This is a genomic window from Empedobacter sp. 225-1 (genome assembly GCF_030328185.1).
GTDB classification, from domain to species: domain Bacteria; phylum Bacteroidota; class Bacteroidia; order Flavobacteriales; family Weeksellaceae; genus Empedobacter; species Empedobacter stercoris.
On the sequence record NZ_JACALO010000001.1, the window covers coordinates 90,581 to 104,463 of the forward strand.

At 31.2% G+C, this 13,883-nt stretch carries 11 protein-coding genes and 1 riboswitch; of the genes, 6 read left to right on the plus strand and 5 right to left on the minus strand.

Annotated elements, in window-relative coordinates; all coding sequences use genetic code 11:
• Nucleotides 1-39: 39 nt before the first annotated feature.
• From porZ to HX088_RS00465, 5 genes are all read left to right on the plus strand, one after another.
• On the plus strand, nt 40-2,328 hold the full coding sequence (porZ, locus tag HX088_RS00445; RefSeq protein ID WP_286482943.1) for a type IX secretion system anionic LPS delivery protein PorZ: 2,289 nt from the start codon (nt 40-42) through the stop codon (nt 2,326-2,328).
• A complete protein-coding gene (gene recO, locus HX088_RS00450) occupies nt 2,328-3,047 on the plus strand; it encodes a DNA repair protein RecO (protein ID WP_286482944.1) in 720 nt (239 codons plus the stop codon). The genes porZ and recO overlap by 1 nt, the downstream gene beginning before the upstream one ends.
• A 308-nt stretch (nt 3,048-3,355) precedes the next feature.
• Nucleotides 3,356-3,658 carry a hypothetical protein gene (locus tag HX088_RS00455; protein WP_286482945.1) on the plus strand — a complete coding sequence of 101 codons (303 nt, stop codon included), beginning with the start codon at nt 3,356-3,358 and terminating at the stop codon, nt 3,656-3,658.
• 70 nt (nt 3,659-3,728) lie between these two features.
• A complete protein-coding gene (locus HX088_RS00460) occupies nt 3,729-4,880 on the plus strand; it encodes a cystathionine gamma-synthase (protein ID WP_286482946.1) in 1,152 nt (383 codons plus the stop codon).
• 59 nt (nt 4,881-4,939) lie between these two features.
• The gene (locus tag HX088_RS00465; protein WP_188319334.1) at nt 4,940-5,533 is read left to right on the plus strand and encodes a hypothetical protein; all 594 of its coding nucleotides are present in this window, start codon (nt 4,940-4,942) and stop codon (nt 5,531-5,533) included.
• A gap of 47 nt (nt 5,534-5,580) precedes the next feature.
• On the opposite strand, the gene HX088_RS00470 is transcribed toward HX088_RS00465, so the two are convergent.
• The 5 genes from HX088_RS00470 to HX088_RS00490 all read right to left on the minus strand — a co-directional run bounded on the left by HX088_RS00470 (nt 5,581) and on the right by HX088_RS00490 (nt 11,692).
• A complete protein-coding gene (locus HX088_RS00470) occupies nt 5,581-7,038 on the minus strand; it encodes a T9SS type A sorting domain-containing protein (RefSeq protein ID WP_286482947.1) in 1,458 nt (485 codons plus the stop codon).
• Between the two features lie 136 nt (nt 7,039-7,174).
• Entirely contained in the window at nt 7,175-7,657 is a 483-nt protein-coding gene (locus tag HX088_RS00475) for an inorganic diphosphatase (RefSeq protein ID WP_171623038.1), read from the minus strand.
• Nucleotides 7,658-7,686: 29 nt separating this feature from the next.
• Nucleotides 7,687-10,227 carry a DUF5686 family protein gene (locus HX088_RS00480; RefSeq protein WP_286482948.1) on the minus strand — a complete coding sequence of 847 codons (2,541 nt, stop codon included), beginning with the start codon at nt 10,225-10,227 and terminating at the stop codon, nt 7,687-7,689.
• 77 nt (nt 10,228-10,304) lie between these two features.
• The gene (locus tag HX088_RS00485; RefSeq protein ID WP_286482965.1) at nt 10,305-11,327 is read right to left on the minus strand and encodes a pyruvate dehydrogenase complex E1 component subunit beta; all 1,023 of its coding nucleotides are present in this window, start codon (nt 11,325-11,327) and stop codon (nt 10,305-10,307) included.
• Between the two features lie 113 nt (nt 11,328-11,440).
• A complete protein-coding gene (locus HX088_RS00490) occupies nt 11,441-11,692 on the minus strand; it encodes a TM2 domain-containing protein (RefSeq protein ID WP_286482949.1) in 252 nt (83 codons plus the stop codon).
• 167 nt (nt 11,693-11,859) lie between these two features.
• Nucleotides 11,860-12,038: riboswitch (cobalamin riboswitch) on the plus strand.
• A 35-nt stretch (nt 12,039-12,073) separates the two neighbouring features.
• Between HX088_RS00490 and HX088_RS00495 the strand changes: the two genes are divergently transcribed.
• Entirely contained in the window at nt 12,074-13,882 is a 1,809-nt protein-coding gene (locus HX088_RS00495; protein ID WP_286482950.1) for a TonB-dependent receptor, read from the plus strand.
• Nucleotide 13,883 lies beyond the last annotated feature (1 nt).

A 13,883-nucleotide genomic window follows, 5' to 3' on the forward strand; every position in this document is an offset into this window, starting at 1 on the left:
CCAATTATTTTGTTATAAATTACAGTATTTTTGTGCATTATGAAGACAAAATTGTTCATTTTCATCACCATGATTTTCACAAGTTTAAACGCTCAAAATGATAAAGCGCGTTGGAACGATCTTTTTTCTTACAGCAATGTAAAATTGTTGGAAGAAGTAAATGGTGTAATTTATTGTGGTACCGAAAACGGGATATTCTTATTTAATCCTAAAAATCCAACAAATGATTGGATTAAGTTGAATAAAACCAATTTTTTGAATAATGTGGGAGTTTCTGCAATGGCTTATGATAAAGAGTCAGATTCGTTTTTAGTAGGTTATGAAAATGGAGGATTAGATTTATTGAGATCTGGTGAATCGACAATGGTTTTGGATATCAAATGGAATGGCTTTAACGGAGTTAAAAAAATCAATCATATTTTTATAAATGACGGAATTGCGTTTATTTCTGGTGCTTTTGGGATTGTTTCCTACGATCTGAAAGATGAAGAATTTAAAGAAACAACACGTACAAATACAGCTGTTGTAAATGATGCAACAATTTTAAATAACAAACTTTATATTGCTACATCAAAAGGGATTTTTTCAAGTGAATTAACTTCAAAGAAATTAAATAATCCAAATATTAATTTGTGGACTGTTCAAAATTTGAATCAAAATGTTTCAAATATAGAATTGTTTGGAAGTGATATTTATTATGCAGAAAATAATAGCTTAAAAACGATTTCTGGTTCTTCGATTCCACAACTATTCAATTTTATTGAAGATATAAAAGCTTCAAACGGAAAATTGATTATTACTCAAAATGATCAAGTTACTATTTTAGGTGGAGAACCTCAAAGCATTATCTATCAAGAAAAAGATGAAAATGGAGTCTTACAAAATTTGAATATGAATTTCAATTCTGGAATTTTTATCAATAATAAATTATATGGCGGAACTACAAAATTTGGATTAGTTGATTTTTCCATAAAAGACAAATATGAAGTTGAGAATCCTTTAGGGTATGCACCAGATGGACCATTTAACAATAAAGCTTGGTCGGTTACAACAAAAAATGGCAAAGTATGGATTGCACCAGGAGGAACAGAAGGATATACAGCTCCGATTCAAAATGAAGATGGATTTTCTATGTACAATGGAAAAAAATGGAATCATTTTTCAAGCGAATGTTTAGGAACAGCAAGAGACATTACTACTGTATCTGTTAATCCTACCAACGATAAAAACTTTGTTATAGGTTCTTTTAATAAAGTAGATAATAATACAAGATTGTTTGAATTCAACACAGATTTTTCAACAAATTTATCTAATTGTAGAGATGAGTATAAGTTGATTTTAAATACAGAAATACCAGGTTCTAGAATTTCAGGTGTAAAATTTGATGCGTTAGGCGATTTATATATTGGAGCATCTTTTCCTAGTAATTTTTCGCAGGATTGGAAAGTTACATTTTATGCTAAAAGAACAAATAACTCTTGGATAACGTACGGACCAGAAAGTGGGAATGAATCTGTTGCTTTATCTCCTAGTGTTACTGATTCATATGTTTATTATCCCGTTGCAAGAAATGGAGGAATAATTGTTTTTGATAAAAATTTGGGTAAAGTTCAATCAATCAATACTTCCAATAGCAAATTGCCAATAAACAATGTTTTAGCTATAGCAAATGATAAGACAAATAATCTTTGGATAGGAACAGGACAAGGATTGGTAGTGCTTTATAGTGCTGACGATTCTGTAAAAAATAATACAGTTAATGTAGAACCAATTGTTATTATTCAAGATGGAATTCCAGAAGCCTTATTAACAGATGTGGGTATTTATTCCATAAAAGTTGATAATGCAAACAGAAAATGGATTGCAACAAATGGAGCAGGCGTATATTATGTTTCGGAGAGTGGAGAAGAAACAAAACTACATTTCACCTCTAAAAATTCGCCTTTACCTTCTGATATAGTGTACGATGTTTCGATTGATGAAACCACAGGAAAGGTATTTTTTGCAACAGAAAAAGGAGTGGTTTCTTATAATGGTGATGTTTCGACGGAAACCAATAACTTTAATGATGCAATTGCATATCCAAATCCGTATCGTCCAGAATATACAGGGAATATTACAATTAAAAATCTTCCAAATAGAGCTTTAGTTAAAATTACAGATATTGTTGGAAATTTACTTTTTGAGAAAAAAGCAGATGGAGGAGTGATAGAATGGAATACAAACAATTCGAAAGGAAAACCAGTAGCTTCTGGAATTTACTTAGTTTTGATGACAAATGCAGATGGTACCGAAACTAAAACATTGAAACTTGCAGTTGTTAGATAATGAAAATTTTAGAGACCAAAGCAGTAGTCCTTTCAAGCATAAAATATGGTGACACGAGTTTAATAATTCGTTGTTATACCCAAGATTTTGGCTTAAAATCATTTATAGCAAAAGGCGTTTTCTCTAAAAAAAAGCGAAATACATCTTTGTATTTTCCACTTGCAGAAATAGATCTTAGTTTTCAACCCAAATCAAGTGAACAACAATTGGTTTTCTTAAAATCGGTTCAAACTTCCTATTATTACGAAACCTTGCATTTTCATCCAATCAAATCGGCGATTGTTTTTTTCTTGGCTGAAATTCTAAATTTAGTGTTGAAAGAAGAAACCGACAATCCAGATTTATACCTATATATCGAACATTCACTAAAAGAATTTGATCAAAAAAAAGAAGATTTTGCAGATTTTCATTTGATTTTTTTGATTCAATTGACACATTTTTTAGGGTTTTATCCCAATTTAGAATTAGACGGAAATCTATTCGATTTAGAAAATGGTTTTTTTACAAATTCCAATTCATCCATCAATATGTTGAAAGCAGATGAAACAGCTTTATTCAAAAAATTATTAGAACTCAATTTTACAGAAGAATCTAAAAATATACTGAATCAACCACAACGTTCTCTTTTACTCGAAATTCTAGTGAAGTACTATCAAATTCACACCAATAATTTTAAGAAACCAAAATCATTACAAGTTTTACATGAATTGTTTAGTTAATGGGAAGAAATATTAATAATTCTGTTAGTAAAAAAATACGAATACGAGAACAAAAAAGTAGTAAAAATGCAGAAAAGTATTCTACATTTATTTTCTTCGTCTATACTGCAATAATATATTTACTATATATAACTGATGAAATAATTTTACTAAATGTCAAAACTTGGTATTATTTTATTTTTTACTTATTTCATGTTATCATAATTTTTTTGATTTTTAATATTCCATTTTTTAAAAATAAGTTATTTGAATCAAATGAATTATTATTTAAAATTTTAGGATCATTAGTTTTAGCATTTTTTATTTCAATGATTAGTTATTTTGGATTTAAATATCTTATTAAACAATTAGCAGAAGAATCAACAATTACAGAAAATTGTGAAATTTTTGAAATTAAAAAAGGAAGATATAGAAGAGGTGGAGATTATTATAATTTAAAAATAAACTTCAAAGGAAATAATGAAACAATCAAATTAGATAACTATTTATTCCAAAAATTAGAAAATGCAGACTTGAAAAAAAATCATTCAATTGTAAAAGCTAAACCTTCTATTTTTAATATTTATGTAGTAGAAAATATTCATATTCAATCCAAAAATCTTCCGAATTAAATTCTAACAAATCTTTAAAACAAAGAATAAATAAAACTCCATATATTTGTTATAGTTAAAAGCATTCACAATGAAATTCAATACAAAAGCTATACATGGTGGTCAAGAACATGATCCATCTACAGGAGCCGTAATGACTCCAATTTATCAAACATCAACGTTTGCACAACGTTCGCCTGGAGATTACAAAGGATACGAATATTCTCGTGGAGCAAATCCTACACGTACTGCTTTAGAAAACGCTTTAGCATCTATCGAAGGTGGAGTTGCAGGTTTTGCTTTTGGTTCTGGTTTAGCAGCAATTGATGGCGTTTTAAAATTGTTCAAACCAGGTGATGAAATCATCGCGATGGACGATTTATACGGAGGTTCTTATCGTTTATTTACTCGTGTTTACGAAAAATTTGGATTGAAATTCCATTTTGTAGATATGACAAATGTAGATGCCGTAGTGGCGTTGATCAATGATAACACAAAAATGGTTTGGATAGAGACACCAACAAATCCATTGATGAAAGTAGTTGACATCAAAGCTGTAAATGATGCATCAAAAGCGAAAAAAGCTGATATATTGGTAGCAGTTGATAACACATTTGCTTCGCCTTATTTGCAACGTCCAATTGAGTTAGGAGCAGATATTGTGATGCATTCGGCAACAAAATATTTAGGAGGGCATTCAGATTTAGTTGCAGGAGCAATTATTGTTAATTCGGATCAATTAGCAACAGATGTCCACTTCAATTTATTTGCAACGGGTGGAATTTTAGGCCCACAAGACTCTTATTTAGTTCTTCGCGGAATCAAAACATTGGCTGTTCGTATGGATCGTCATTGTTCTAATGGAATGAAAGTGGCTCGATTTTTAGAAGCTCATCCAAAAGTTGCGCATACGTATTATCCAGGATTAGAAAATCATCCACAGCACGAAATTGCCAAAAAGCAAATGAAAGATTTCGGAGGAATGGTAACTTTTACATTAACTTCTGGTAAAAAAGAGGATGCGTTCAAAATTTTAGAAAATTTAAAAGTTTTCACGTTGGCTGAATCTTTAGGAGGAGTAGAGTCGTTAGCGAATCACCCAGCAACGATGACGCATGCATCTATTCCAGCAGAAAAACGTGCGGAAATTGGTATCACAGATGATTTAATTCGTTTGTCTGTTGGTATCGAAGATATAGATGATTTATTAGAAGATTTAGAACAAGTTTTGAACTTGATATAATCGAGTAATAATATAATAAAAAGTCTGAATTTAGTTTCAGACTTTTTTATTTTTATATAATGAAATTCATCATTTTCTTTTTACTTTCTACGTTGAGTTTTGCTCAACAATTGGATACGATTAATCTCAATCAAGTTGAGGTGATCAATTATTCCAATTACAAACAGTTTCGACCAAAGTTTAAAAAAGTGGAACGATTGACTGATAACACAAGTTTTGGTCTTAAAATATTTTCAAATTTATTGCTACCAAAAGAAAAGGAAATTGAGATTGTCGCAATTGAGATTTTGTTCGAATCAAAAGTCATAAAGAAGAATTATTGCAACGAATTTTATTATTTTAAACCAATAATTCTACAATCGATTCATCATAAACAAAGTTTGATTGGTGAAAAATGGTTTGAAGTTGATAAAGATTATCAAGGAAAATATATTTTTCCAGTTCATTTAAAACTCAATATTTCAGAAGCAAAAAACTATTTTATTGGTGTAGAAACTTCTTACGAAAATCCTTTTTGTCCCGAAGGAAATGGTTATTTTGATTTGATAAAAACGAAACAAGCAGTTGATTTGTATGTTGAAATTAATTCAGAAATGATAAAACAAGATGTTTTAAAAAATTATTCATTAAATTATATCATCTATTATAAGTAAAAAGGATATTATTTTGCAACAATATCCTTTTTAACATTTAAATCAAATTACTTCACAATAATTTTAGAAGAAGTTTGATTCGTTTTAAAAATATAAACTCCTTTTGGTAAATTGGTCTGAATAGAATTTTGTCCTATTTTTAATTCACCTTGATGAATTAATTTACCATTTACATCAAAAATTTGATAAGGTGATTTTTCTTTTGTATCAACAGTAAAGTTGCCGTTGGTTGGATTTGGATAAAGAGAAAATTTCTTAGAATTCACTTCGGAAGTTGCTAAATTACTACACAAGAAATCAGAATAATCTACCAATCCTAAAGTCGGATCATCTTTTTGGTGAACAATAACATTTTCTACTTGTTGTTCCGATGATTTTTGATTTTCTATCCAGCAATTTCCAACTGCAGACACATCGTTGACAGAATTATTGTATAAAGCATAATTAATTCCGCCATTTCCATTGTTCGAGAAAATATTATTACCAGGGCGTTCAGCAGTACCTAAGTTGATAAAAGCACCTTTCTCTATATTCGTAATTCCCCATAAACTTCCACGAATTTGATTGTCGAAAATATCAATGACATTTGTTGTAGGATTTGAAGCAAGATAAATTGAAATTCCGCTTCCACCATTCGTAGGATTTGTATCTGTATTATTATCTTCGAGAATATTTCCGATGATTTTTCCTTTCGAGTTTCCTCCAGAAATGGTAATTCCATATCGGTTGTTGCGAATTGTATTATTTTCGATAATTGCTTCGTTCGTTACACCTAATAAACTTGAAACGGAAATTCCTCCAACTCGAGTTTTTTCTCGATCTCCAATAATTGTATTTCCACGAATAATCGTAGGATTGTTGCCACTTGGTCCCATATTAATTTGAGGACGATTAGAATTGTCTTGATTGTTGCCTTCTAAATGATTATTTTCAAACGTTAAAGCAACAGATTGATTGGCTCCTGAACCGACAACGGGAGTTTTATTGAATTTGAACGTTGAGTTCTTAATGATAGGATTTCCACGAGAAAAATTAATTGCTCCTCCGGTAGAAATTCCACCATATTGATAAGAAACTTCAGAGTTGTTCATGATAAAAGATTCGTTTAGAGAACGAATTCCTCCACCATAAACCATTTTGAAATGATTGAAACTGGCAGTTGCACCTTCTTCTATTCGAATTCCTTTAAAATAAGTAGTTCCTGGATTGTCGGATGTAAACAACACTTCTTTTGGCGCATTAACATCTATTGTTCCGGCAATGGTTATAAGTTTCCCATCAGCAATAACTAAGGTATAGTCTGTATCAGATAAAAATGTGTCATTTACAGAAATCGTTAAATCATCTGTTAATTCATAACGATTTGTTGTTTGATCGAAAGTGATGACATCTGTTAAAGCATCAAGATCAGCAATACGGTATGTTTTTCCATCGTTTGGTGTAGCATATTGAGCAAAAATCATCTGCCCAAGCAGCGCTAAGGAAAGTGTAAAAGATTTCTTCATAATTTCACTAAGTATTAATTAGGAATGAAATTAGAAAGAAAAAGCGATTTTTGAAATTATTTATCAATAAAATAGTTCAAAATAAAATAGTCCTCAAAAAATGAGGACTATTGATATGAAAATAATAATTTATTTCTTAGTGAGCAGGAACGAAACGATCTTTTGCTTCTTGTAATAATTGTTCAGCTTGCGCTTTATCACCATATCCTTCTACGATACAAGTTTTATTTTCTAAATCTTTGTAAGTTTTGAAGAAATGCTCAACCGCTTTTAATGTATGAGGGTTCATATCATCTAAACTTTCTAATTGGTTCCAAGTTGGATCAGCAACTGGTACACAAATTAATTTTTCGTCACGACCTTTATCGTCAGACATGTTTAAAACACCAATTGTTTTAACTTCGATTACACAACCTGGTACAGTTGGCTCAGTTAAGAAAACTAATACATCAATTGGGTCACCATCCAATGCTAAAGTATTTTCAACAAATCCGTAGTCTGCTGGGTAAAACATTGGTGAATACAAAACGCGATCAAAACGAATTCTTCCTGTTTCGTGATCCATTTCGTATTTATTACGAGATCCTCTTGGGATTTCTATAATTGCATCAAAAGTCATTGTAATATTCTTTTTTTATTATTTATTCTCTAAAAATTCCAATCTAAACCGATTGTGACGCCAAATTTACGAACATCTGACAAATTATTATAATTTCCACGCCAATTAAAATCAACTCGAATAGGTCTAATGTTTCCAAAACCAATGTTTTCGATTCCAAACCCGTATTCATAGTAGATTTGTTGATTAGGTGCAAAGTATTCTATTGTCGAATGATTGATTGCTTTACTTTTTTCGGAAATATCTCCGTATGCTGCACGTAAGAAGCCAACTTCTCTTAATTTTAATTTTTTGATTAAGGGAACTTTGTTCAAAATCCAACCATTAAAGTGGTGCTCCCAGTTCATTGTCGCATATTGATCAGTTACAAATTCATAATAATCTAACTGAGAAAACGTTCCATACACTTGTCCATAACTTTCATTACCGGGTATTGCACTCATTAATGAGAGTGGAACACCTTGAAATGTTTTTCCTGCTTCTACTGTTACCAACGATTTACCAAATGATCCAATCAAAATAGGTTGTGTATATAAGAATTGTAATTTATCGTATTCAAAATCTGAATTGATGACACCTTTTAAACCTTTTGTGTAACGTAACATCAACGTTGGTGCAAGTGTAGTCATTTCGTAACGATCAATTCCATATTGCGAATATTTAGCACCTGGACGAGCAATAATCGAAACACTCACACTTGAGTTTGTCAAGGTTTCTTTTAGTTGACCATTCTTTTCGTAAGCTATCGAAAATTGTTGCGCATCCGCAGGCTTTATCAGTTGATAATTTCCATCAACACGAAATGTAACGTTTTTCCATGGCTCTATCGAAGTATAGATGTTTGTCAAATTATTATTACTCAAAAAAGTATTGTCTCCTTGATTAATAATAGATGAAGAAGCAAAACTACGCGTCATAATTCCATCAGATGAGGTTAAAGAAGCAGCCAATTGTTCTACATCTCGCTTTGTTCCAATTCCGACTTGAAAACGATTGTATTTGTTAAACATATAACGGAAATCGGCTCCGTATTTGAATTTATTATCACCAAAACCATAGGCCATAAATCCTTGTGCGCGCCACATATCATTTTGCGAAAAATAAGTACGTGCTCCAGCTCTTAGACGGAAACCTTCGATTTGGTTATATCCAAAAGACGAATATAAATTTCCGATATCAATAGCGTTTCCAACGTTGTAATAACCAGAACCAAGAACTTCAATAGCTTTTACAATATTATTAAATTTTGGAACTTTATTTAATTGTTCTAATGTTTCGTAAATTCCTTCTTGATCTTTTGTTAAAGTCTCAGGACGACTTTCTGCCCAAAATTGATTATCTTTTTCGTTTAAAGAAGCTTTTGCAGGATCTAATCTTTCGTAATAATATGCTTCGGGATGCGTTGTATTGAAATCGTAGTTGTAATAATTAACCGTTTTATGCGCAAAAATTCCTTTTGCACTTTCCTTTTTACTCAACAAAGACATGTCTAACATCGCATATTCTTTCTTTGGATAGAAAATAGAGTCGTTTGGAATGTCGTATTGCAGATTCATGAAAATATTGCGTACAAAATTTACATTGATTTCTTTCGTCGTTTCCATCACAACTTCTTTTACTGCGTAAGCATCTTTCGAAATAAATAATTCACCTTTGAACGTTAGTTCACCTTCTCGACGTGGATAATATTTGATTCGATAAGATTCTACACCGTCAACGTCTACAGTATCTTTCAGTTCATAATCGTACACAGCAAAACCATCAGTGGCAATGGGACTCACAAATTTGATATCTAAAATATTAACTCGATTATCGTAAATATCTACATCACGGAAAAGATTTTTTACTGTTGATGCTACAATTTCATTGTTCTCGAATCCAGATGTTTTATTGGCAATTAATTCGCGACGCTCTTTTGTAGAAGGTTGATTGATACCAGCTATTTTATAAATTGATTCATTCAGAAAAGCGGGTAAATATGTTTTTCCATTAATAGAAGATGTATCAATTTTTTCAAATACAAATTCCATTCCTTTGAAAATCTTACGCTTCATAAAAGTTGAGTCGATATTGCTGATATCAAATTGCAACTTCTCATATTCATCATATTGATAATGTGGCGTTAGCTTTAAACCGTTTTTCTTTTTACGTTTCCAAACCTCTCTTAAAATAGCGTAGGCAGGGTTTTCTTTCTTTTTAAGACGCTTTTTCTTTGCCGAAACAACAGCTTCTTGTAAATCAACTGATTGATTATTATCAATTTCTTGTCCTTCTTCTTCCGCTAAAAATAATTGCGCAATGAAATTATAATCGATTTTATTTTCGATGATATAATCCGAAATTTCATAACCACTTTTCGAAATGACTATTTTTTCTGCATTAGAAGTAGATTCGATATAAAATGTACCATCAGAATTTGATGTTGCACTAACCTTTAGTTCAGGTAATCGAATATCTGCATAAGGAATTGGCTTCAAGGTTTCAGCATCTATTACTTTACCTTGAATTTTTACTTGTGCCTGTAGAGAGGCTAGAACAACTATAAAAAAAGCTGTTATATAACTTTTCATTTATGAGATTTGGTTAAAAAAATAAAGCCTAGCAAAATACATGCTAGACTTTACAAATATAGTTGATAATCTTAATATTATTTATACATAACTGATTTTACAGCTTCAATAACATCTTTTGCATTTGGAATCCAAGATTCGTACAAGTTAGGAGCGTAAGGTGCTGAGGTATCTTTAGTTGTAATACGTTTGATCGGCGCATCTAAATAGTCGAATGCTTTTTGTTGAACCATATAGGTAATTTCTGAAGCAACTGAAGCGAAAGGCCATGCTTCTTCTAAAACAACCAAACGATTTGTTTTCTTCACCGATTTAAAAATCGTATCATAATCTAATGGACGAACTGTACGCAAGTCAATAACTTCTACACTAATTCCTTCTTTTGCTAATTCATCAGCAGCAAGATAAGCTTGCTTAATAATTTTACCGAAAGAAACCAAGGTTACGTCTGTTCCTTCTCGTTTGATTTCTGCTTTACCAATTTCGATTGTGTACTCTTCATCTGGCATTTCCATTTTATCTCCATACATCTGTTCAGATTCCATAAAAATAACTGGATCGTTGTCACGAATTGCAGATTTTAATAAACCTTTTGCATCATAAGGATTAGAAGGGACAACCACTTTAAGACCTGGTACATTGGCATACCAATTTTCAAAAGCTTGTGAATGCGTTGCACCTAATTGTCCTGCAGAAGCAGTAGGTCCTCTAAAAACAATTGGACAGTTAAATTGCCCTCCTGACATTTGATAAATTTTAGCGGCGTTATTGATAATTTGGTCAATACATACTAATGAAAAGTTGAACGTCATGTATTCTACGATTGGACGGCATCCTGTCATTGTAGAACCAATTGCAATTCCAGAAAAACCAGCTTCTGCGATTGGTGCATCTATTACACGTTCTGGACCAAATTCGTCTAACATTCCTTTCGAAGCTTTGTAGGCGCCGTTATACTCTGCTACTTCTTCTCCAATTAAAAATACAGATTCATCGCGACGCATTTCTTCACTCATTGCCTCTGCGATTACTTCTCTAAATGTTTTTATAGCCATTTTATGCGATTTCGTTCTTTTATTATATTTTTTCCTAAAGCAAATGTAATAAAAAACTTGTGAATTATTTAAAACGAATTTATTCAATAAAAAATCCCAATAAATCGAGTGACAATTTGGGATATAAAATATTTAAAAAAGAATTATTTTTTTTGAATTTAGAACCAACCTTTGTGTCCTTTTATATAGGTATTATCAAATTCTTCATCAGATTTTAATAGATACATAATTCCTTCAATAAATGGAATAATTCCTGCAAAACCAAATGTTACAAATGTTGCAATAATTTGGATGATTCCTTCTTTTGTATAGCCTAAATAGAATTTATGAATACCTAAGTATCCCACTAAAATTCCTAAAATTCCAGAGACAAGTTTTTTTTCAGATTTGTATGGTTGATTATTTTCCATTGTTTTAAGTTTTTAGTTATAATTTAATGTGTTACAAATTTAGTTTTCAATTCTCTTATAAAAATCACTAGATATAATGAATTTGCTTGGTATACAAATAAAATCATTCTTTTATTAATTTAAAGTTAACGATTTAACAACACGTATTCATATTTCAAGCACTTTTCTTTACATTTGCACAAAATGGTGCTCAACGAGTGAGTTAAAAGGGAATTTGGTTCAATTCCAAAACTGTCCCCGCAACTGTAAATTCTCCCTATCTTTTTACTACAAATCCACTGAGAAATCGGGAAGGATATAAAAAATGAGAACAAGTCAGGAAACCTGCCATTGATAACGAATGAATAGAAAATGTTTTCGGAGGAAAAACAGCTTTTTAATATGAAAAATTTTTTTCTTTGTTTTAATTTGATTGCAGGAATTGCTTTCGCACAGACAGATACCATCAGTTTGAAGCCTTTGATTATGAATGATGTTTTTCTCAAAAATCATTATAAATCGCAAAGTGTAATCAAACTCAATGATAGTATTTTAGAGCAAAATCCGAATCAACTTACCCAAGTTTTGCAAGCGCAAACACCGCTGTATTTTAAAGAAAATGGTAGAGGAATGGTTTCTTCTCCCTCTTTTCGTGGAACTTTGGCTTCGCACACCGCTGTTGTTTGGAATGGAATTAATGTTAATTCGCAAACAACTGGACAAACTGATTTTAATTTATTTACGAGCAATTCTTTTGACGGAATGATTGTAAAACCTGGTGGCGGAAGTATCGCATATGGAACAGGGGCAATAGGTGGAACAATTCACTTGCTGAATAAGACTGAATACAATAAAGGTCTTAATCAAAAAATAAGTTTGGGTTATGGAAGTTTTGATACATGGTCTGGAAAATATAAACTCAACTATAGTACAGAAAAATTAAGTTCTTCTTTAGCTTATGTAAGAAGTCAATCGGATAACGATTATTCGATTCCAAATTTTATGAAGAAGAACTTAAACGGAAAATATTATTTCAATACGATAAATGCCAATTTTGGGTATAAAATCGATTCGAAAAATGAATTAAAACTATATTCGATGTTTAATTTTGGTAGCCGAGAATTTCCATTGGTTGATATAGGTTCTACGCCTTCGGGTTACGACAATAACGATTATCGTGTGATGACGGAATGGAATTTTAATCCAACTGAAACGTGGCAATCGCAATTAAAGTTGGCTTATGTAAGAGAAGAAAGTAGTTTTTTCAACAACATTCACCATACATATTCTGACGATTTAGAGGTTGATAATTATGTATTGAAATATTATTTGAATCATCAATTGACATCTAATTTTGAAGTAGCGATTTCATCCGAAGCAAATTATAATCAAGGAAGTGGAAATAATTTGAGCAAAAGTGATCAAAATTCACTCAATTTTGCGTTGATTGCAAAACATAAATTATCGGATCATTTTGCGTATGAAGCGAGTGTTCGCCAAGATTTTTCTAACCAATATCAAAATCCTTTTATTTATTCTTTAGGCTTCAATTATCGTCCTATCAATTCCTATCAATTAAGAGGAAATATTTCGAAAAATTTCAGAAATCCAACCTACAATGATTTGTTTTGGAAAACGGGAGGAAATCCAGATTTGAAATCAGAATCGGCTTATCAATTCGAAATTGGGAATGATTTTATCAGTAAAAATTTAAACATTCAAACCAATATTTTTTACAATAAATTGAGTGATATGATTCAATGGATTCCGAGTCAATCAAACTCTTCGTATTGGATTCCTCGAAATGTTAACCGAGCCGAAACCTATGGTTTTGAATTGATAGGAGATTACAAATGGAATGCTTTTACATTTAATACAACTTACGGGTTCACAAGAACAAAAGATAAATCGAAAAACAAAGAACTAATGTATTCGCCTCGTCACAAATGGACGTCAAGCGCACAATATACGTACAAACAGTTATCTGCTTTTGTTCAAAACAGTTACACAAGTAAAGTCTTTTCTGATTCGGAAGAAGAAAAAATAATTGATGATTTTTGGGTAACTAATTTAGGGTTAAGTTATACGATTTCACCACTTTATAGCGTTTTTATTAGAGTGAATAATGTGTTTAATCAACATTACCAAACACAAGAAAACCGTTGGCAACCAGGCATAAATTATACTTTACAAATACAAATAAAATTTTAAA